Origin of the sequence: Pseudomonas sp. A2 (assembly GCF_023100865.1) — a bacterium.
Classification (GTDB): domain Bacteria; phylum Pseudomonadota; class Gammaproteobacteria; order Pseudomonadales; family Pseudomonadaceae; genus Aquipseudomonas; species Aquipseudomonas asiatica.
On record NZ_CP039127.1, the window covers coordinates 2365112 to 2386265 of the forward strand.

Below are 21154 nucleotides of genomic sequence, written 5' to 3' on the forward strand. Positions count from 1 at the left end.
AACGTGACTACACCCAGCCAGGAACTACCGCCAACCGCCGATACGCTGGCCATGGAGCAGGCCTATCAGGACAACCTCATCGTCAAACGACTGCCCAGATGGATTCGCCGGCTGCGTATCGTATCGCCGACCGAACAGAACATCCCGGCCAACGGTCTGTATGAATCGCAGCATGCTGCTTTACGTGGCGCGTTGAAAGACAGCCTGGCCTCTCGACAGTGGCTGGAAAAGGAGCTTGCGCGCATCGAGGGCATCGACCGTTTCGTCAAGCCGCTGCTTCAACACGCCATGCAGGGAGAATTCGGTACCAGGGAAAATGTCGATGGCCTGTATTTCAGGCGCTGGTACACCTACACCGCTCCCAGCCAGGGCAGCGTGTGGGGGCGCTATCCGGTGGTGGAAAAGGACTATTTCGACGTACCGCTGATCGAGGCGGCACTGGACAACTTCACGCCGGGCGAGGGGCGGAACGAACAGCACAAGGACAACTGCATCGTCGACAGCCTGTCGCAACGCCTCGCGTCGCCAACCGCGCCTGCCTTCGCGCGCTTGTGCCGCAAGCTGGACCTGGGCAAGCGCTATCAACAGCACCTGGACTCCGTGCTCAAAGCGCCGAACAGCCAGGCCAGCGGCTGGCGCAGCATGGCTTCGACGCTTGCCCAGCTGTACAGCTCGGTCATGCTGATCGATGCGTGCAAGGCCAAGAGTGATGGCGTACTGAATGCCGCTGAACTGGAACTGGTGGTGGAACTGTGCAAGCACGGACGCCCCGGCACGCTCTACGAATCGAAAGTGGTGGCCCGGCAACTGAAGGCGTTCGGCTGCGACTTGCAACAGATCGTGATACTCGATGTATTTCATGACAAGGTCAGCCGCAAGATCATTGTCTATATTCCCGATGACCCCCACGGTCCCTGGACCGCAAGCCCCGACCTGGAAAGCTTCACCCGCAAGGTCCTGGGCCAGCGTCTGCGAGACAAGCGCTATCAGGATTTCTTCAAACGCTTCATACGCCGGCGCGACAGCCAGCAGTTCTTCTCCAGAGTTGCCAAGGACCTGGTAGGCGTCGCCGATTGGGCAACCCGGGAAATGGACCAGCACATGCGGGACTACCCGCTGCCGTTGTTCGAGCACCTTGCTTGCGCACGCATCGATCACATCAAGGACGATGCTGCGGTGATTGCAACGCCGGTGTCTGACCTTGACCGCAAGGCCCAGGAAGCTCATCAACAAAGGTTGGTTGCCGAGGGTTGGACACTGGCCACGGTGGCGGGCGTGTTCATCCCTGCGCTCAATGCACTGCTGCTGGCGGTAATGGTCTGGGACCTGCTGGGCGAGCTGTTCCAGGCCGTCGAAGACTGGCGCGAGGGCGATACCAGCGCCGCGATGGAGCATGTGCTCAGCGTGACCAAAGACCTGGCCGTGATCGGTGTCACCGCTGTGGTATGGCGGGAAGCGAGCCGGGCCTGGGCCGCATTGGACCAGTGGGTGCCAGCGCGCCTGGAAGACGGCAGCGAGAAACTCTGGAATGGAGACCTGGTGCCGTTTCGCAGTGCTGCACTTCCCGCTGGGGAAGTGGCCGATGCAATGGGCATCTACCGTGCCCAGGACAGAAGCTGGATGAGCATGGACGGCCACAACTACGAAATCGTCCAGCGCGCAGATGAAGAATGGCAACTGGCACCACGAGGTGGCCATGGACCTTTGTTGCGTCACAATGACGCCGGTGCCTGGCGGCTATGGACCGAGCAACCGGCCAGCTGGACAGACAAGCACAGGATGTTCCGCCGCCTGGGTGAGCGTTTCGCTCGCCTGGATGATGAACAGATTGACCAGGCCATGGCCGTCCATGCCCTGGATGCAGACCATCTACGGGCGCTGCATGTGTACGGCCGGCCACCTGAGGCCGAGCTGGTCGATACCGTAGAGCGCCTGCTGATCGACCGCCGGCTGCAAACCCTGCTGGACGATTTGAAGCTTGGGCGGGTGCCGGAGGACGCGCCGTTGCTGGCGAAGGCCCGCGCCTTGCCTGGCGTCACCGAGCAGGGCGGGCCAGCATTGGCGGCGCAGGTCTCTGCAAGGCGGCGCCAGCTGTTTCAACAGGTGTATGACGGGCAGCAGGAGCCAGACGATGCGGCGGTGGCAACCTTGCGCAAGGCCTTCCCGAGCCTGCATCGCCGAGCGGCGCGCGAGCTTGTGGGCGAGCTGTCGGCAGAAGGTGCGGAATTTCAGGCACTGGTCAGCGGCACAGTGCCGTTTCGGCTGGTCGAAAGGGCCAGGCTGAGCGTACTGCGTATACGTGTTGCGCGTGCCTGCGAGGCGCTGTTCATCGATACGCCCCAGACCCTGGACCAGGCCAAGGTCGCGCTGACTCTGCTGGAGACGCTGGATGTCAGGGAGGCCAGGCCGCGCTGGCGGCTGTACGATGGTGATAGCCCGCAGCCGATAATGACTACTGCTGGCGACGGGCAGAACTACAGGCTTGTGCATGACAACGGGCAGTTCGAGCTTGAAGATGCGCTAGGCCTCGAACTGAGTGGCCCCGGCGAGCTGTTCGAGACCTTGGCGGCTGCGTTTGCCCCGGCCGATCATGCGGCACTCGGTATCAATGAACCCTACGCCCCGGGTTTGCGAGCAGTATTGGCCCGGCAAATGGCCGGGCACACCAAAGTACTGGCCCAGGTGTTGGGCAAAAACCCTCGGCAGCCATGGATGCTGGCGCCACTGCGTCTGGAGGATGGCAGGGTCGGCTACCCGCTGGGCGGCGGCCTGGGGCGCTTTGCCCGGCCTGCGTCTCGACCCCGGGCGTTCGAAGCGCGTCTGCGCGATCTTTACCCAGCGTACAGTGATGAACAGATCGAAGCCTGGCTGACCCGGCTGCATGCTTCGGGGCGTGATACCGACACTGAGCTCGGTGTGCTCGAAGAGCAGGCACGTCGGTTGAGCGATCACCTGAAAAGCTGGGAGCGGCGAGGGTTGCCGGTCGGCGAACGAGCCGAGCGCAAGCGGTTTCGCAAAGCAATCATGCAATGCTGGCGGGCACGGGTACCCGGTCTGGTTGCACCTGAGAATGAACCTCCGGCTTTGGTGTGGCATTACGGCGCGTACGACCTGGGTTCATTGCCTGAATTGGGCCCCCTCTTCAGCTTCCCGCATATTACCGAACTTTCCCTGCGCAGCCTGTCGCTGAAAGAGGTACCAAAGCAATTCCTGCTTTCATTCCCCAACCTGACGTCTCTGGAACTGAGCTACAACAAGTTGCGAACTTTGCCAGGCAGCCTGTCATTGCTCGAGAACTTGCGCATACTCGACTTGTCCGGCAATCGCATCACTCTGGACGAGTCCCAGGCTCAAGTGCTTGCGCAATGCAGCCGGTTACGTTACCTGAACCTTTCGAACAACCGCTTGACCATGACCTTTTCTGTGACGCAGATGAACGAGTTGGCCGAGCTGCGTTTGCGCAATGCCGGGTTGGTATTGCTGCCCGAGGGCATCACGGATTGTCAGACGTTGTATATGCTCGATGCTTCCAACAACTCCATCGCTCTGTCGCCCCCTAACTTCATCCAGTCTCGGTTGTGGCGGGAAGGCTACGTGGCGCTGTCAGGCAATTCTGTGCCGCTGCAACAGGCTGAAGATGTGCAGGAGGCCTGGAACATCCCGGAGGACAGTTCAGTCCCTCACAAGTTTCGCTGGATGGACCGCCTTGACGGGCAGAGTCGTGAAAATCTGGGTCTCTGGTGGAACACTATCGAGCAGATGGAGGGGGTGACGAACTTCATGGAGCTGCTGAAACAGCTTACGCGCTCGCGAGACTTCACCCATCCTCGATATGGGGAAATGCTGGCCTCACGCGTTCTGGACATGATGGAAAAGATGGACAGCTCAGCAGCACTGGCCAGTGAAATTTTTGCCAATGCATTGGTCGAGAACTGTGCTGACAATGCCACGGTGGTCTTCCAGCAGCTTGAAATCCGATGCCTTGTGTGGGAAGCCGAGCAGGCCGCTCCTTCTGGCAACCAGGAGCAAGCCCTGGTGAAACTGGCGCGGCAGTTGTGGAGGCAGCAGGAGGTTGACTTCATCGCTTTGCGCGAGGCTGAGGCTTCAGGTGCGGGAAATGAGTCGATCGAATGGGGGCTGGCCTACTCGATCCGCTTGCGCGAGGACCTGGGACTCCCTGGCAACGCGCGGAGCATGCTACACGCGGGCATCCCGAACCTGGATGACGCTTCGGTGATGCGCGCGGCTGATCAGGTCAGGCGTAACGAGACAGACCAATCGGTGGCAGTGTGGATGGTTCAGCAACCGTTCTGGAGAAATTATCTAGAGAAACGCTACGCGCGCGAACTGGAAGTGCCGGCAACTTTTCATAATCAGTTGGCAGAGAATGCCAATGCCGAGGACGCCGCCAAGTTGATGGCGGCAGTCAGGCTGTGGACCGAGAAGACCGAGCTTCAACTGACCATCGAGGCTCTGCAACGGCCGGCATGACCAGGGCGCATTGGACTATGCTCAAGCTACAAGTGATAGGGGTACTTTTTCGGGCTCGGGACGGGGAACGACCGCACTTGGTAACCGCCGGTAACTGTTCATTCAAACATGGAGGCCTTTTGCTGGTTTACGCTCGCTCGTCGGATCTTTCGCCCTGATCTGTAGTCTTCTGGTTTATCGAGAGAATAAGGAGATACGCATGCTCGTCCGGTCACTGACCCTCGCCACCTTGCTCGCGCTCGTCGGCCCTGTGTTTGCTGCCGACAGTGACGCGCCGCTGGCCAAGGAACTGGGCAAGGCCAGGCCCTTGGTCGTCATTGCGCCCAGCAGCGCCGACCCGACCTTGCGTGGGTTGAACGAGGCCCTCAAGGACCCGGCCACCCAGGCCGCCTTCAAAGAGCGCAACCTGGTGCTGTACAGCGTTGCCAACATGATGGGCAAGCGTGAGGACAAGAACCTCGAGCAGCAGACCACCATGGCCCTGATCCGCGAGTTGAAGCTGGGTGCCAGCAAAGGCACCAAGGTGATCCTGGTGGGCAAGGACGGTGAGCGGCACATGCTCAAGGACGACGAGGAGGGCGAGGCTATCGACCCTCAGGTGATCCTCAAGGCGGTCGATGATCTGCCTGCCAGCGAAAAAGCCGTGACGGCGCCGGAGCCTGTGGCAGCGACGGCACCGGAACCCAAGGCCAAGGACAGCAAGCCTGCCAAACCCGCCAAGCCGGCCGCGCCACCCAAGCCGCTGGAAGACTGACCCTGCACGACGGCCCCGAGGCACCTTGGGGCCGTTGTGTATCCCACTGTATCTGCCCACGCCGCAGACCCATTCCCATACAAAACCGCACCCCGCGCGATACATCCACGACATACCGCAACGGCCTAATGGCTCCACATTCCAACCACAGTGGAGCGACACCATGACTCAAGTACGAAACACCCTCGGCCTGCTCGGCGCTGCCCTGATCGGCAGCATGGCATTGAGCAGCAGCGCCTTTGCCGTCGAGCCGTTGGCCCAGGGTTACCAGCTGGCTTCGGCCAAGGTGGCAGGCGAGGGCAAATGTGGTGAAGGCAAATGTGGTGGCAGCGCAAAGGCCACCCAGGGCGAAGGCAAATGCGGTGAGGGCAAGTGCGGCGCCAGCGCCAAGGCCGGTGCCGAAGGCAAATGTGGCGAGGGCAAGTGTGGTGATGCCTCGTTCGCCAAGACCGACAGCAACCACGACGGCAAGGTCTCGCGCGACGAGTTCCTGGCGGTGGCCAAGGACCGTGCCGGCGACTTCGACAGGATCGACAGCAACCATGATGGCTTCATCTCCGAACAGGAGGCGGCGGATCACCTCAAGGCGATCTACCAGGCAAATGGCAAGGCCATGCCCGAAGGCTTGTTCAGCCACCTGACCGGCAAGTCCTGACCTTCTGCCCCATGAACCGCGCAACGCCCCTCCTGCTGGTCAGGCGGGGCGTTGTGCCTGTTGCGGAGACCTGTTCATGCACCCCACATCTTTGTCCCCTGTACCTTTACAGGCCGGGCTAGGCCTGCGCCGCGGCCTGCTGCCGGAACTGCTGGCCATGGAGGCTGGCGCCGTGGACTTCCTGGAATGCGCACCGGAAAACTGGGTTGCCGTGGGCGGTGCCTACGGCAAGGGCCTGGCGCAGTTGGCCGAGCGTTTTGCCATTACCTGCCACGGGCTGTCGTTGTCGCTGGGTGGCAGCGAGCCGCTGGACCGCCATTTCCTTGGCCAGACCCGCCAGTTTCTCGATCGCCACCAGGTGCGCTTGTACAGCGAGCACCTGAGCTACTGCAGTGATGACGGGCACCTGTACGACCTGATGCCCATTCCATTCACCGACGAAGCGGTGCGCCATGTGGCCGCGCGGATTCGCCAGGCCCAGGAATACCTGGAGCGGCGCATTGCCGTGGAAAACATCAGCTACTACGCCGCGCCGTACCAGGCGATGAGTGAACTCGACTTCATCCGCGCGGTACTCGATGAGGCCGACTGCGACCTGCTGCTGGACGTCAACAACGTCTTCGTCAATGCCTGCAATCACGGCTATGACGCCCGCGAATTCCTGGCGGGCTTGCCCCAGGCGCGGGTCACCGGCATGCACGTGGCTGGCCATTACGATGAAGCGCCGGACCTCAAGGTAGACACCCATGGGGCTGCGGTGAAGGAAGATGTGTGGGCGCTGTACGCGGTCGCCTGTGCGCGCTTCGGTGTGCAACCGACCGTGCTCGAGCGTGATTTCAACTACCCGCCGCTGGCCGAACTGCTCGCCGAAGCGGCGCGCATCCGCACTGTGCAGCGTGCTGCGGGAGGGCATGCGAATGAATGAGACCTTGCGTGAGCAGCAGTACACCTTGGCCCGGCACCTGCGTGACCCGCAGCGCCATGCGCCGCCGCCGGGCGTGGAGGCCCGGCGCCTGAAGGTTTACCGCGAGCTGTTCTATGGTGCTATCGAAGGTTTGCTGGCCGGCAGTTTTCCGGTGATGCGCCAGGCGTTGGGCGAACCGCGCTGGCATGCCCGAGTGCGAGATTTCTATGCCAACTATCGCAGTCAGACCCCGTTGTTCACCGAGATTGCCGAGGCGTTCGTCGACTACCTGCAGGGTGTCGAGCTGGATGCACCCTGGCAGCTGGAGCTGGCGCACTATGAGTGGGTCGAGGCGCAGTTGTATCTGAGCGATGCCGAGGACCCGGCCCATGACCCGGCAGGCGACCTGCTGGAAGGGGAGCCACTGTTGTCGTGTGTGGCGCGGGTGTTGGCCTATCGCTGGCCGGTGGAGCGGATCGGGGCGGATTACCAGCCAGCTGTCGCGCCAGAGGCGCCGACCTTGTTGCTGGTTTATCGCGATGCGGGGCTGAAGGTACGCTTCGCGCGCCTGGCGCCGCTGGCGTACCGATTGCTGGCGCTGGAACAGGGCAGTGGGCGGGCTCGGTTGCAGGCGTTGGGCGGTGCTGTGGAAGAGGGGTTGGCGTTGCTGGAGGGATTGCGCGAGCAGGGGGTCATCATCGGTACATGTTGAGTGCGGGTACGGGGGCGCCTTGCGCCCCTATCGCGACACAAGGCCGCTCCTACAGAGGTACACGATCCCCTGTAGGAGCGGCCTTGTGTCGCGATGGGCTGCAACGCAGCCCCGGCGATATCACCTGCAGAACCGCCCTCTGAGCCAATGATCCAGGCTCAACCGCCCAGCCCCTTTCAGCAGCAGTGGCAGCAACGCCACCAGGTAGATCAGCGGCAACTTGAAGTTGCCAAAGCCCTGGTCGGTAATCGCATACCCTTGAGCCAGCTCGGGCAGGCTCGACCAGTGCGCCGGCCAATGCACCGCGGCAATCGCCACCACGGTCACCACCATCAGCCCCAACGAGGCCAGCCGGGTGCCCAGCCCCAGCAACAGCAGTAACGGCAGGATCAGCTCCGCCCACATCGACAGCTGCCAGTTCAGCTCTGCAGGCAGCAGGTTGAAGGGGAACGGGAAGTTCGCCTGCAGGTCGGCGAACCAGTTGCTGCCATTGAATTTCTCCCAGCCGGATTCGAAAAATTCCCAGGCCAGAAACAGCCGCAACGGCAGGTCGGCGCTCCAGGTACCGAAACGGTCGAAGGTGGTCAGGGTGCGGGTCAAGGTGGTCATGCTGGTTTCTCTCTTCAGGAAAGGGCACGGGCGTTACGGCGTTGCTGGCGGGCCAGCTTGGCGGTGAGCTTGACGGCGATGGCGCTGAACATCAGGGCGAACGCCAGCGGGTACCAGCCGCCCATTGGGATGCGTTTGTAGAACGACAGGCAGAACACCGCGGCCAGTACCCACATGCCGGTACTGTGCAGGGCCTGCCAGGCACGGCCACCCAACAGGCGCATCGGGGCCTTGAACGAGGTAATGGTGAGCAGCAGCAGGAACAGGTAGCCGAGGGTGCCGGGCAGGCTGGAAGTGAACGTGCGGCCGGCCCAGAACAGCTCGGGGAATTGCTGGGCATAGCGGTAGATCAGTACGCCGTGCACGGTGTGGGAAAAGGCGAATGCCAACCCCAGATAGCGCCGTTCCTGGAGGATGCGGCGGCTGCTGGTGCCAGGCAGCAAGGTCACCAGCGACGAGGCCAGGAAGGCCAGCAGGAATAGCGCGAAGGAGCTGCGCGCAGTGGCACGAATCGCGCTGCGCAGGCTGTCCGGATCAGGTTGGCTGGCCAGGACCACGGCGGTCATCGCCAGGGTCAGGCCGGCGAGCGTGGCGAACAGCTTCCAGCCGGAGGGAAGGGTGAGGGGTTTCATCAGGGAGGCTCCCGGGTGTGGTTGTGTGACCGGGAGTGTGTCGGGGTGGGGTATCTGCAGTGTGTCGGCGGTGGTGGGGTTGTGTATCGGATTGTAGAAGTCGCTCAAGCGCCGCAGTCCCTGTAGGAGCGGCCTTGTGTCGCGATGGGCTGCGAAGCGGCCCCAGGTTTTCAGCTTCGCCGCATGAATTGCCGGGGCCGCTTTGCGGCCCGATCGCGACACAAGGCCGCTCCTACCTGAGATTGCCTTACTTCAGCTCGATCTGCGCGCACAGCCCACCGCCTGCGCGGTTGCTCAGGGTCAGTCGGCCGCCCATGGCCTGGATCAGCTGGTGGGCAATCGCCAATCCCAGCCCGGTGCCGCCGGTGCTGCGGTTGCGTGAACCTTCCACGCGATAGAACGGCTTGAGCACTTCATCCAGTTCGCCGCCGGGTATGCCTGGCCCGTTGTCGAGCACGCGGATCACGGTGCTGTCGCCCTCGCGGCACACCTCCAGTTCGGCAGCACCGGCAAACTTGAGGGCATTGTCCACCAGGTTCACCAGCACCCGGCGCAGGGCATGCGGGCGGGTTTCCAGCAGGCTGCCGCTGCTGCCATGGCGCTCGACCTGGGCGCCACTGTCCTGGTAGTCGAACACCAGGCTGTCGAGAAAGGCATCGAGGTTGACCCGGCACGGGGCCTCGGTGCTGGTGTCCATGCTGCGGGCATAAGCCACGCCTTCGCGCACCAGGTGTTCCATTTCACCCAGGTCGCTCCACAGCTTGTCCTTTTCCACCCCTTCGTCCATCACTTCGACACGCAGCTTCATGCGCGTGATCGGTGTTTGCAGGTCGTGGGAGATGGCCGCTAGCAACTGCATACGTTCCTTGAGGTAGGCTGCGATGCGCGCCTGCAGGGCGTTGAAGGCCACGGCGGCGTAGCGCACCTCGCGCGGGCCGCTCTCATCCAGCTGCACGCCAGGCTTGTCCGGGTCGAGGTTGTCCACCGCACGGGCCAGGCGGGTCAGCGGGCCGATCGCCAGTCGTACCGCCAGCCAGGTGCATAGCAACAGCACGGCCAACTGGATCAGCAACACCACGGGCAGCCAACGTGCCACCGGGACCGGCGATGGGGTTACGTCGATGGTCAGCGGAGCGCCATCGGCGAGGGTAAGGTGGGCCTGGAAGTGCGCATTCGGGCCGGGGATTTCCTGGAAGGAAAGGCGATAGTCGGCGCCAATGGCCTTGACGATCGAGTCCGCGGCCATGGGCGGGTCGCTGGTCGGCATGGCTTCGCCCGCCAGGCCCTGGTCCAGCCGGTAGCGGTAGGTACGCCGCTCCAGACGCGGCAGCCAGGCGGCGCGCTCGGCCGCGGGCAGGCGGTCGAGGATGGCCACCGAGGTGGCCACGTCCTGCTCCAGGGTGCTGAGCATCATCGAGCGGCTGCTGATGTAGCGCTCGTACGCTTGCAGGCCGAACGACAGGCCGTAGGCCAGCACCAGGCCGGTGAAGAAGATCAGTGCCAGGCGCGAGGCCAGGGTACGTGGCCACTTCATGATGGCGACTCGAGCAGTTGCACCGGCAGCGAGAACACGTAGCCCTCGCTGCGCACGGTCTTGATGCAGCTGGGTTCGCGGGCGTCGTCACCCAGGCGCTGGCGCAGGCGGCTGACCAGCAGGTCGATGGAGCGGTCGAAGATGTCGGCTTCGCGGCCCTGGGTCAGGTTGAGCAACTGCTCACGGCTGAGCACCCGCTGCGGGTGGTCGAGAAACACCCGCAGCAGGCGGTATTCGGCACCGCTCAGGGCTACCAGGGTGCCTTCGCTATCGAGCAGGTGGCGCGCGGTGGTGTCCAGCCGCCACTGGCCGAAGCCTAGCAGGCGGCTGCTTTCGCTGATGGTCAGGTTGGGCGGCAGCATGCGCGTACGGCGCAGCACGGCGTTGATGCGGGCCAGCAGTTCGCGGGCCGAGAACGGCTTGGTCAGGTAATCGTCGGCGCCCATTTCCAGGCCGATGATGCGGTCGGTTTCGTCGTTGCGGGCGGTCAGCATCAGCACCGGGGTATTGCGGTGCTTGCCGGCGCGCAGCTCGCGGCACAACAGCAGGCCGTCGTCGCCAGGCATCATGATGTCCAGGACGATCAGGTCGACGCTGTTGGCTTCGAGAAAGGCGCGCATCTGCCGACCGTCGGCGACGATGCTGGTGCGCAGTCCGTTCTTCTTCAGGTAGTTGCCGACCAGTTCGCGGATTTCGCGGTCGTCGTCGACGATCAGGATGTGATCGACGTGTTCCATGCGCTGCGTTCCTGTGCAAGAGGGGATGGGCGCAGTGTACCGAGCGCGTTCGCGCTTGCCTGCGGGGGATTGTATTGCAGTGTATCTGGCAGGTGTACAGACACAGGAGGAAGCACATCACAGCTTCGGGCGACACATACGGGATACCTGGCCGGCGTGAAATGGCTCTCGACCGGGGAGCACAACTCCCCACCCTCAAGCGTTACACAGGAGAGATGCCATGAACTTCAATACCTTCGCCCGTGCCAGCCTGCTTGCCGTGCTCAGCTTCGGCGCCATTGCCGCCCAGGCCTCCACCATGCCGATGGACGACAGCGGGGTCATGCAGTACCGCTACGGTGACCACCTGGATGTGAAGAAAGTGCTGTCGATACAGGATGACCAGAGCGACGCCTGTGGCCTGGTGAACACCCGCATGGATTACCTCGACTCCAAGGGCCAGCAGCAGAGCGTGCAGTACCGCACCTATGCCACCGGCGGTTGCCATGAGAATTGATCGCCGCTTGTTGTTGAAGGTTGGCGGCATTGCCCTGGCGCTGGCGGGCCTGGGTCTGGGCGGGCACCTGATGGCCCGCGACAGCTACGGTGCCATGCCGTCGCTGTCCGGCGCCAGCCAGTGGCTGAACTCGGCACCGCTGGATGGCCCCGGGCTCAAGGGCAAGGTGGTGCTGGTGGACTTCTGGACCTGGGACTGCATCAACTGCCGGCGCAGCCTGCCGCATGTGAACGAATGGGCGCGGCGCTATGCCGACCAGGGCCTGGTGGTGGTCGGTGTGCACACCCCGGAGTACGACTACGAGCACGATGTGGGCACCTTGCGTGACAAGGTGGCCAGCCTGGGGATCGGTTACCCGGTGGCGGTGGATAACGACTACAAGGTGTGGAATGCCTGGGGCAACCAGTTCTGGCCGGCACACTACTTTGTCGACCGCAAGGGGCAGGTGCGTCATGTGCACTTTGGCGAGGGGGATTATGGTGGGCAGGAGCAGGTGATACAGGCGTTGCTGGATGAGAAAGGGTGAGTTGTCAGTGCCGGCCTCTTCGCGGCGGTTCGACGACTCGATGAACCCGCTCCCACAGGTACTGCACCGCTTGCAGACTGTGCGATCCCTGTGGGAGCGGGTTTACCCGCGAAGAAGCCAACACCGATCCGTCAGGTGAAACTGGCAAAGTGCGCCTGCATCCGCGCCGCATCCGCCTGGCGCCCGCTGAACAGCTCGAACGCCTTCACCGCCTGGAACACGGCCATGTTGCTGCCATCCAGGGTGCGGCACCCCAGTGCCCGGGCGGCGCGCAGCAGTTCGGTCTCCAGCGGGAAGTAGATGATCTCCGCCACCCACAGGCGAGCATGCAGCAGCTCCACCGGCAGCGGTGTGCCCGGCAGCTTGGCCATGCCCACCGGTGTGGTGTTGACCAGCCCGTCCGCCTCGGCCAGGGCCGTGGCCAGGTCGTTGCCGACCACGGCGCGCCCGGCACCGAAATGGGCATTCAGGTTGTCCACCAGGGCCTGTGCACGGGCCACGTCCACTTCGAACAGTACCAGCCGCTCGACCCCTTCACCCAGCAGGGCATGGGCCACGGCCGAACCTGCGCCACCGGCACCCATCTGCACTACCTGGCGCCGTGCCACATCCGGCAGGCCACGACGCAAGCCTTCGGCAAAGCCCAGGCAGTCGGTGTTGTGGCCGACCCGCTTGCCGTCCTTGAGCACCACGGTGTTCACCGCACCGATGCCGCGGGCTTCGTCCGACAGTTCGTCGAGCAACGGCAGGATCGCCTGCTTGAACGGGTAGGTGATGTTTAGCCCCGTGAAACCGGTGTGCTGGGCGGCATCGAGCAGGCTGGGCAGGGCGCTGTCATCCAGTTGCAGCTGGTCGGCATCGATCAGCCGGTACAGGTAGCGCAGCGCCTGGGCATCACCTTCGTGTTCGTGCAGGGCAGGGGTGCGCGACAGCTGGATGCCGCGGCCGATCAGGCCGGCGAGGATGGCTTGCTGGCTCATGCGCTGCGCTCCTGCAACATTTCGGCAAAGTGGCTGATGGCCATGCGATAGCCATGGCTGCCCAGGCCGCAGATGACCCCGACGGCGATGGACGATATGAACGACAGGTGACGGAACGGTTCGCGCTTGTGCACGTTGGACAGGTGCACTTCGATAACCGGCACTTCGCCGGCCACCAGGGCATCGCGGATGGCCACCGAGGTGTGGGTCCAGGCGCCGGGGTTGATCACGATGCCGGCGCAGCGGCCACGGGCGGCATGGATCCAGTCGATCAGTTCGCCTTCATGGTTGGTTTGGCGGAATTCGATTTCCAGGCCGAGGGAATGGGCGGTGTCGGCACAACCCTGGGCCAGGTCGGCAAGGGTTTCGTGGCCGTACTGGGCAGGCTCGCGGGTGCCCAGCATGTTCAGGTTGGGGCCGTTGAGTACGAGAATAAGGGGCTTCATGACGGGCATCGCTTTGTTGTTGTTGGATGCTTCCTAGTTTTGTACCGCCTGGTTAGTTTAGTCAATTGGACTAAACCGCTGTACCCGGAAAGTGGGCGATTATCGAACCCTCAGCATGTACACACCTCTGTAGGAGCAGCCTTGTGCTGCGAAGAGGCCGGCAATGCCATTACATCTGCTGTGGCAGTACCGGCCTTTTCGCAGCACAAGGCTGCTCCTACAAAGAGAAACGCGGACTGGATTACAAAATTGTAATTTTCCCGCCACCGCCCCGATAAGCGCGGCTTTCTACAGTCCCTCGGCAAATCTCGCCGACGAGGACTGTTTCGTGCCCATCCCCCGCAAGACCGCCTTGCTCTGCCTGTTGCTGGCTGGCGCCGGCACTGCCCAGGCCAGCCAGAGCCTGAGCCTGCCCCAGGCGCTAGACGCCGCCTTTGCTCAGAACCCGGAGCTGGCCGCAGCCGGACGGGAAATCGGCATTGCCGATGGCGAACGGCGCCAGGCCGGGCTGATCCCCAACCCGGAGCTGTCCTGGGAGGTCGAGGACACCCGCCGTGACACCAGCACCACCACGGTCACCCTTAGCCAACCGCTGGAGCTGGGCGGCAAGCGCGGCGCACGCATCGCCGTGGCCGGTGCTGGCCAGGCCATTGCCCTGCTGGACCTGGAACGCCAGCGCAACGGCCTGCGCGCCGATGTGATACAGGCCTTCCACGCGGCCCTGCGCGCACAGACCGCGCTGGATTTGGCGCAGCAATCGCAGGCGTTGACCGAGCGTGGGCTGCGAGTGGTGCAGGGGCGGGTGACCGCTGGCCAGTCATCGCCCGTTGAGGCCACCCGCGCCCAGGTGCAGTTGGCCCAGGCCCAGGCTGAAGTGCGCCGTGCGCAAACCCAGCGCAGTGTGGCCTACCAGGCCCTGGCACGGTTGACCGGCAGCCCGCTGGCAAGCTTCGACCAGTTGCAGGCAGCCAACCTGTCCCCCGGTGATGCGCCCAGCGCCGATGCCCTGCTAGACCAGGTCGAGCAAACGGCCGAATGGCGCCTGGCCGCCGCCCAGGTCGAGCGCGGCGAAGCGTCCCTGGGATCGGAAAAGGCCCTGCGTATTCCCAACCTCACCGTCAGCCTTGGCAGCCAGTACAGCCGCGAAGACCGCGAGCGGGTCAATGTGGTGGGCCTGTCGATGCCCTTGCCGCTGTTCGACCGCAACCAGGGCAACGTGCTGGCCGCAGCCCGCCGTGCCGACCAGGCGCGTGACCTGCGCAACGCCGTGGAGCTGCGCCTGCGCAGTGAAACCCGCAGTGCCGTCAGCCAGTGGACCACGGCCATGCAGGAAGTGCAGGCCTATGACCGCACCATCCTGCCTTCTGCCCAGCAGGCCGTGGACACCGCCACACGCGGTTTCGAAATGGGCAAGTTCGCCTTTCTCGATGTGCTCGACGCCCAGCGCACGCTGATCGAGGCACGCGGGCTGTACCTCGAGGCGCTGGCCTCGGCGACCGACGCGCGGGCACAGGTCGAGCGGATCTATGGCGACCTCGATGGGCTGAGCAACAAATTGAACAGCAGGAGCAACAATGACTAATCCACGCAAGATAGCCCTTCTGGCTGCCGCCATTGCCGCGCTCGGCCTCGGTGGCCTGGCCTGGACCGGCAACCTCGGCAACGCATCGAGCACTGAAGCCCGGCACGACGACCACGGCGAAGAAAGCCATGGCCACGGCGAGGAACAGGCCGGCGAAGGTCACGAAGAAGAGGCGGGCAAGTTGCACCTGTCCATCGCCCAGATCGAAGCTGCCGGTGTGCAACTGGCCGATGCTGGCCCTCGTGAACTGGGCACCGCCATCAGCTTCCCGGGTGAAATCCGCTTCGACGAGGATCGCACTGCCCACGTCGTGCCACGCGTGCCCGGTGTGGTCGAGTCGGTGCAAGCCGAACTGGGCCAGGCGGTCAAGCGTGGTCAGGTGCTGGCGGTAATTGCCAGCCAGCAGATTTCCGACCTGCGCAGCGAACAACAGGCTGCCCAGCGCCGCCTGGAACTGGCGCGCCTGACCTTCCAGCGCGAACAGCAGCTGTGGCAGGAGCGGATCAGCGCCGAGCAGGATTACCTGCAGGCCCGCCAGGCCTTGCAGGAAGCGGAGATTGCCTTGGCCAACGCCCGGCAGAAGGTCGCCGCCGTGGGCCCGGCCGGCGCCGGCAACCGCTATGAACTGCGCGCGCCGTTCGATGCAGTGGTGGTGGAAAAGCACCTGACCGTGGGTGAGGTGGTCGATGAGACCAGCAATGCCTTCACCCTGTCTGACCTGAGCCGGGTCTGGGCCACCTTCGCCGTCGCCCCGCGCGACCTGGACAAGGTGACCACCGGCCGCAATGTCACGGTCAGCGCGCCGGACCTGGGTGCCCGGGTCGAGGGCAAGGTCAACTACGTCGGCAGCCTGCTCGGCGAGCAGAACCGTGCCGCCACTGTCCGCGCCACGCTGGCCAACCCCAACGGCGCCTGGCGCCCCGGGTTGTTCGTCAACGTCGCGGTCAGCGTCGAACGCTTCAACGCCGCCGTGGTGGTACCAGAAAGCGCATTGCAATCCTGGGAAGAGCAGACCGTGGTGTTTGCCCGTACCGAGGAAGGCTTCGAGGCCCGCCCGGTGAAGGCCGGCCGCCGCGACGCCGGCCTGGTGGAAATCACCACCGGCCTTGCCGCCGGAACCCAGGTGGCCGCTGCCGGCAGCTTTGTCCTCAAGTCCGAGCTGGGCAAGGGCTCGGCCGAGCACAGCCATTGATCACGGGGACGCCTGCATGTTCGAACGCCTGATCCAATTCGCCATCGAGCAGCGCCTGGTGGTGATGCTGGCCGTGGTCCTGATGGCCGCGGTGGGTATCCACAGCTACCAGAAACTGCCGATCGACGCTGTACCGGACATTACCAACGTCCAGGTGCAGATCAATACCGCCGCGCCCGGCTATTCGCCGCTGGAGACCGAGCAGCGCATCACCTTCGCCATCGAGACCGCCATGGCCGGCCTGCCCGGGCTCAAGCAGACCCGCTCGCTGTCGCGCTCGGGCCTGTCGCAGGTCACGGTCATTTTCGACGACGGCACCGACCTGTTCTTCGCCCGCCAACTGGTCAACGAGCGCCTGCAAGTGGCGCGTGAGCAGTTGCCCGCCGGCATCGAAGCGGGCATGGGGCCGATTTCCACCGGGCTGGGTGAAATCTTCCTGTGGACGGTGGAAGCCGAGCAGGGCGTGCTGAAGGAAGACGGCACACCCTACACCCCGACCGACTTGCGGGTGATTCAGGACTGGATCATCAAGCCGCAGTTGCGCAACGTGCCCGGGGTGGCCGAAGTCAACAGCATCGGCGGCCATGCCAAGCAGTACCTGATTGCGCCGGAGCCCAAGCGCCTGGCGGCCTACAAACTCACCCTCAACGACCTGATCGCGGCGCTGGAGCGCAACAACGCCAACGTCGGCGCCGGCTACATCGAGCGCAATGGCGAGCAGTTGCTGATTCGCGCGCCAGGCCAGGTGGCGTCAGCCGAGGACATCGCCAATATCGTCATCTCCAGTGTCGATGGCACGCCAATCCGCGTCAGCCATGTTGCCCAGGTCGGCCTGGGCGAAGAGCTGCGCTCGGGCGCGGCCACCGAAAACGGCCGGGAAGTGGTGCTCGGCACGGTGTTCATGCTGATTGGCGAGAACAGCCGCACGGTGGCCCAGGCGGTCGCCGCCAAGCTGGTCGAGATCAACCGCAACCTGCCCAAGGGCGTGGTCGCGGTGACGGTGTACGACCGCACCAACCTGGTGGAGAAGGCCATCGCCACGGTGAAGAAGAACCTGGCCGAGGGCGCCATCCTGGTCATCGCCGTGTTGTTCCTGTTCCTGGGCAACATCCGCGCTGCATTGATCACCGCCATGGTCATTCCGTTGTCGATGCTGTTTACCTTCACCGGCATGTTCAGCAACAAGGTCAGCGCCAACCTGATGAGCCTGGGCGCACTGGACTTCGGCATCATCGTCGACGGCGCGGTGGTGATCGTGGAAAACGCCATCCGCCGCCTGGCCCACGCCCAGCAACGCCATGGCCGCATGCTGACCCGCACCGAGCGCTTCCATGAAGTGTTCGCTGCCGCCCGTGAGGCGCGCCGGCCGCTGATCTACGGCCAGCTGATCATCATGGTGGTGTACCTGCCGATCTTTGCCCTGACCGGGGTGGAGGGCAAGATGTTCCACCCTATGGCCTTTACCGTGGTCATCGCCCTGCTTGGTGCCATGATCCTCTCGGTAACCTTCGTGCCGGCGGCCATTGCCCTGTTCGTCACCGGCAAGGTCAAGGAAGAGGAGGGCCTGGTAATGCGCACGGCGCGTCGGCGTTATGCCCCGGTGCTGGCCTGGGTGCTGGGCCGGCGCAAGCTGGCATTCGCTGCCGCCGCAACCTTGGTGTTGTTGTCCGGGGTGATGGCCAGCCGCATGGGCAGCGAGTTCATCCCCAGCCTCAGCGAAGGCGACTTTGCCCTGCAGGCCCTGCGCGTGCCGGGCACCAGCCTGTCGCAGTCGGTCGACATGCAGCAGCGCCTGGAACAGGCGATCATCGCCCAGGTGCCGGAAGTGGAACGGGTGTTCGCCCGCACCGGCACCGCCGAGATCGCCTCCGACCCGATGCCGCCGAACATTTCCGACGCCTATGTGATGCTGCGCCCGCGTGAGCAATGGGCCGACCCGGGCAAGCCGCGTGATGAGCTGATCGCCGAGGTACAACGTGCCGCCGCCAGCGTGCCGGGCAGCAACCACGAGCTGTCGCAGCCGATCCAGCTGCGCTTCAACGAGCTGATTTCCGGGGTGCGCAGCGATGTGGCGGTGAAGCTGTTCGGTGATGACATGGACGTGCTCAACCGCACAGCCGCGCAGATCGCCAGCAGCCTGCAAGGCGTGCCGGGCGCGTCCGAGGTAAAGGTCGAGCAGACTACCGGCCTGCCGGTGCTGACCATCGATATCGACCGCGACAAGGCGGCCCGCCATGGCCTGAACGTGGGCGATGTGCAGGACGCCATTGCCATTGCCGTGGGTGGTCGCACGGCCGGCACGCTGTACGAAGGTGACCGCCGTTTCGACATGGTGGTGCGCCTTTCGGAACCCCTGCGCACCGATGTCGACGGGCTGGCCAGCCTGCTGATTCCGGTGCCGGCCAGTGCTGCTGCGGGTGCCGGGCAAATCGGCTTCATTCCGCTGTCACAGGTGGCCACGCTGAACCTGCAGCTGGGGCCGAACCAGGTCAGCCGCGAGGACGGCAAGCGGGTGGTGGTGGTCAGTGCCAACGTGCGCGGGCGTGACCTGGGTTCGTTCGTCGAGGAGGCCGAACAGACGCTGATCCAGCAGGTGCAGATACCGCCGGGTTACTGGACCCGCTGGGGCGGCCAGTTCGAGCAGCTGCAGTCGGCGGCCGAGCGCCTGCAGGTGGTGGTGCCGGTGGCCTTGCTGTTGGTCATGGCGCTGTTGCTGATGATGTTCAACAACCTCAGGGATGGCCTGCTGGTGTTCACCGGCATCCCGTTCGCCCTTACCGGTGGGGTGCTGGCGCTGTGGTTGCGGGACATTCCGTTGTCCATATCCGCTGGCGTGGGGTTCATTGCCTTGTCAGGGGTGGCGGTGCTCAACGGGCTGGTGATGATCGCCTTTATCCGTAGCTTGCGGGAGGAGGGGCGCACGCTGCGGGCAGCGGTCGAGGAGGGCGCGCTGACGCGCTTGCGGCCGGTGCTGATGACGGCACTGGTGGCGTCGCTGGGGTTCATCCCGATGGCCTTGGCTACCGGGACCGGGGCCGAGGTGCAAAGGCCGCTGGCGACCGTTGTGATTGGCGGGATTCTGTCGTCCACCGCACTGACCTTGCTGGTGTTGCCTGCGTTGTATCAGTGGGCGTATCGGCGCGAAGAGGTGCAGGAGGGGTGAGCGTTTTGGGGCTGCTTTGCAGCCCATCGCGACACAAGGCCGCTCCTACAGGGGACCGCATCAGCCGCAAATTGACGCGATCCCTTGTAGGAGCGGCCTTGTGTCGCGATGGGCCGCAAAGCGGCCCCAAATTCTCAAACAGTACGACGAGCCCCAGCCCTTGCACCGTCGCCCCCAGCCTCATCATGCAACGAAATCCGCGAAGTCTCCGGCAACGCTAAACCACCCACCAACGCCACCAGCGCAATCACCACCAGGTAGAACGCCGGTGCCAGGCTGCTGCCGGTCTGCCCGATCAGCCAGGTCGCCACCAGCGGCGCAGTGCCGCCAAACAGCGTATAGGCCACGTTGTAGGTAATTGCCGAAGCGGTATAGCGGGTGCGGGTGGGGAAGCTTTCCGACAGCAATGCCGCCGTGACCACGCCACTGCACAGCGCTCCGACCGCCAGCAGGATCACTCCCAGCAGTGCACCGGGCATCGAGCCGGAACTGGCCAGCCAGTACGCCGGGAACACGCACAGCATCACCCACAGGCAGGTAAAGCCGATGGTCTTGCGTCGCCCCACGCGGTCCGAGAACGCCCCGGCCAGCGGGCAGCCGACTGCGGCGAACAGCAGGGCCACGGTGGTTACCAGCAGCGATTGCGCGCGGGTCAGGTTGCCGACCAGTTGCAGGTAGGTGGCGAAGTAGGTGGTGAACATGTAGAACGACAACGCGGTCAGCGAAATGAAAGCCCCCAGGTTGCGGATGGCCCGGCCATGGTTGCGCAGGGTTTCCTTGAGCGGCGAATGTTCATGCTCCTTGCCTTGGGCGATGGCTTCGCGGAACGCCGGTGTTTCTTCCATGCGCCAGCGCAGGTACAGGCCGACCAGCCCCAACGGCGCGGCGATCAGGAACGGGATGCGCCAACCCCATGCATTCATCGCCTCGGCCGACAGGCTGGCTTCCAGGCCATAAGCGATCACCGCCGCGCAGGCAAAGGCGGAAAAGGTCGACACCGGCACGAAGCTGCCATAGAAGGCGCGCTTGTCGTTGGGCGCGTGCTCCATCAGGTAGGCGCAGGCCCCGGCATACTCGCCACCGGCAGAAAAGCCCTGCAGGCAGCGCGCCAGGGTCAGCAGCGCGGGGGCTGCCAGGCCGATGCTGGCGTAGGTCGGCAGCAGGCCGATGAGCGTAGTGGAGCCGGCCATCAGCAGGATGGTCAGCGACAGGATGCGCTTGCGCCCTAGGCGGTCACCCAGCGCGCCGAACACGATGCCGCCCAGCGGGCGCAGGGCGAAGGCCACGGCGAACACCGCAAAGGTCTTCAGCAAGGCCACGCTGGCGTCTTCGCTGGCGAAGAACTGGCTGGCGATCAGGGTTGCGAGAAAGCCGTAGACGGCAAAGTCGAACCATTCGACGAAATTGCCGATGGCCGAGGCGGCGATCACCCGGCGCAGGGTGGCGGGGGATACCTCGTGAGGTGTGGGCATGCGAGTGCTCTCCGGTTCCATTGGCAGGCATGATGAAAGTGGCGCTGTCGTGCAGCGCCATCATTGTTGTGCTTGCCAGTAGATCGCCGGGTGCTGGAGGACGCTTTGTCGAGGGCGACCTCGGGATACCTGATTCAACCGCGAGCTGTTCGCTTGGCACGGTCCACTGTAGGAGCGGCCTTGTGTCGCGAAAGGGCTGCGCAGCAGCCCCTCGATTGCAGCTTCGCTACTGACATCGCCGGGGCCGCTCTGCGACCCTTTCGCGACGC

At 64.2% G+C, this 21154-nt stretch carries 17 protein-coding genes; 10 read left to right on the top strand and 7 right to left on the bottom strand.

What is annotated here, in order from left to right; genetic code table 11:
* Window positions 1–3 precede the first annotated feature (3 nt).
* The 5 genes from E5221_RS11045 to E5221_RS11065 all read left to right on the top strand — a co-directional run bounded on the left by E5221_RS11045 (window position 4) and on the right by E5221_RS11065 (window position 7516).
* Window positions 4–4491, top strand: a complete 4488-nt coding sequence (locus E5221_RS11045) for an NEL-type E3 ubiquitin ligase domain-containing protein (protein WP_247847387.1) — start codon at window positions 4–6, stop codon at window positions 4489–4491.
* 199 nt (window positions 4492–4690) lie between these two features.
* Window positions 4691–5245: a DUF4174 domain-containing protein gene (locus tag E5221_RS11050; protein WP_247847390.1), complete on the top strand. Its 555-nt coding sequence runs from the start codon at window positions 4691–4693 to the stop codon at window positions 5243–5245.
* A 163-nt stretch (window positions 5246–5408) separates the two neighbouring features.
* The gene (locus tag E5221_RS11055; RefSeq protein WP_247847391.1) at window positions 5409–5900 is read left to right on the top strand and encodes an EF-hand domain-containing protein; all 492 of its coding nucleotides are present in this window, start codon (window positions 5409–5411) and stop codon (window positions 5898–5900) included.
* 76 nt (window positions 5901–5976) lie between these two features.
* A complete protein-coding gene (locus tag E5221_RS11060) occupies window positions 5977–6825 on the top strand; it encodes a DUF692 domain-containing protein (protein WP_247847393.1) in 849 nt (282 codons plus the stop codon).
* Window positions 6818–7516, top strand: coding sequence for a putative DNA-binding domain-containing protein (locus tag E5221_RS11065; protein WP_247847396.1), 699 nt, complete (start codon window positions 6818–6820; stop codon window positions 7514–7516). Before E5221_RS11060 ends, E5221_RS11065 begins: the two co-directional genes overlap by 8 nt.
* A gap of 120 nt (window positions 7517–7636) precedes the next feature.
* On the opposite strand, the gene E5221_RS11070 is transcribed toward E5221_RS11065, so the two are convergent.
* From E5221_RS11070 to E5221_RS11085, 4 genes are all read right to left on the bottom strand, one after another.
* Complete coding sequence (locus E5221_RS11070) at window positions 7637–8125, bottom strand: DoxX family protein (RefSeq protein WP_247847399.1); 489 nt, start codon at window positions 8123–8125, stop codon at window positions 7637–7639.
* A 14-nt stretch (window positions 8126–8139) separates the two neighbouring features.
* Entirely contained in the window at window positions 8140–8757 is a 618-nt protein-coding gene (locus E5221_RS11075; protein ID WP_247847401.1) for a ferric reductase-like transmembrane domain-containing protein, read from the bottom strand.
* A gap of 247 nt (window positions 8758–9004) precedes the next feature.
* Window positions 9005–10291 (bottom strand): HAMP domain-containing sensor histidine kinase, encoded by a 1287-nt coding sequence (locus E5221_RS11080; RefSeq protein WP_024086661.1) that lies wholly within the window; start codon window positions 10289–10291, stop codon window positions 9005–9007.
* Window positions 10288–11028 (bottom strand): response regulator, encoded by a 741-nt coding sequence (locus tag E5221_RS11085; RefSeq protein WP_003250463.1) that lies wholly within the window; start codon window positions 11026–11028, stop codon window positions 10288–10290. The genes E5221_RS11080 and E5221_RS11085 overlap by 4 nt, the downstream gene beginning before the upstream one ends.
* 220 nt (window positions 11029–11248) lie before the next feature.
* Here E5221_RS11085 and E5221_RS11090 point away from each other — a divergent pair, with 220 nt between their 5' ends.
* Window positions 11249–11524 carry a DUF2790 domain-containing protein gene (locus tag E5221_RS11090; RefSeq protein ID WP_061550505.1) on the top strand — a complete coding sequence of 92 codons (276 nt, stop codon included), beginning with the start codon at window positions 11249–11251 and terminating at the stop codon, window positions 11522–11524.
* Window positions 11514–12050 (top strand): thioredoxin family protein, encoded by a 537-nt coding sequence (locus E5221_RS11095; protein ID WP_177328667.1) that lies wholly within the window; start codon window positions 11514–11516, stop codon window positions 12048–12050. Before E5221_RS11090 ends, E5221_RS11095 begins: the two co-directional genes overlap by 11 nt.
* A 131-nt stretch (window positions 12051–12181) precedes the next feature.
* Here E5221_RS11095 and E5221_RS11100 read toward each other — a convergent pair whose 3' ends face one another.
* Together E5221_RS11100 and aroQ are read right to left on the bottom strand one after the other, a co-directional pair.
* Window positions 12182–13030, bottom strand: coding sequence for a shikimate dehydrogenase (locus E5221_RS11100; RefSeq protein WP_061550504.1), 849 nt, complete (start codon window positions 13028–13030; stop codon window positions 12182–12184).
* Window positions 13027–13476, bottom strand: coding sequence for a type II 3-dehydroquinate dehydratase (gene aroQ / locus E5221_RS11105; protein WP_013971975.1), 450 nt, complete (start codon window positions 13474–13476; stop codon window positions 13027–13029). Before aroQ ends, E5221_RS11100 begins: the two co-directional genes overlap by 4 nt.
* A 328-nt stretch (window positions 13477–13804) precedes the next feature.
* Between aroQ and E5221_RS11110 the strand changes: the two genes are divergently transcribed.
* Genes E5221_RS11110 through E5221_RS11120 form a run of 3 tightly spaced genes read left to right on the top strand, consistent with a single transcriptional unit; the run spans window position 13805 to window position 19413 of the window.
* Entirely contained in the window at window positions 13805–15058 is a 1254-nt protein-coding gene (locus tag E5221_RS11110; RefSeq protein ID WP_247847403.1) for a TolC family protein, read from the top strand.
* Window positions 15051–16250 (top strand): efflux RND transporter periplasmic adaptor subunit, encoded by a 1200-nt coding sequence (locus E5221_RS11115; protein WP_247847406.1) that lies wholly within the window; start codon window positions 15051–15053, stop codon window positions 16248–16250. The genes E5221_RS11110 and E5221_RS11115 overlap by 8 nt, the downstream gene beginning before the upstream one ends.
* Before the next feature lie 16 nt (window positions 16251–16266).
* Window positions 16267–19413 carry a CusA/CzcA family heavy metal efflux RND transporter gene (locus E5221_RS11120; RefSeq protein WP_247847409.1) on the top strand — a complete coding sequence of 1049 codons (3147 nt, stop codon included), beginning with the start codon at window positions 16267–16269 and terminating at the stop codon, window positions 19411–19413.
* A gap of 134 nt (window positions 19414–19547) precedes the next feature.
* Here E5221_RS11120 and E5221_RS11125 read toward each other — a convergent pair whose 3' ends face one another.
* Complete coding sequence (locus E5221_RS11125) at window positions 19548–20885, bottom strand: MFS transporter (protein WP_023662525.1); 1338 nt, start codon at window positions 20883–20885, stop codon at window positions 19548–19550.
* Between the last annotated feature and the right edge of the window lie 269 nt (window positions 20886–21154).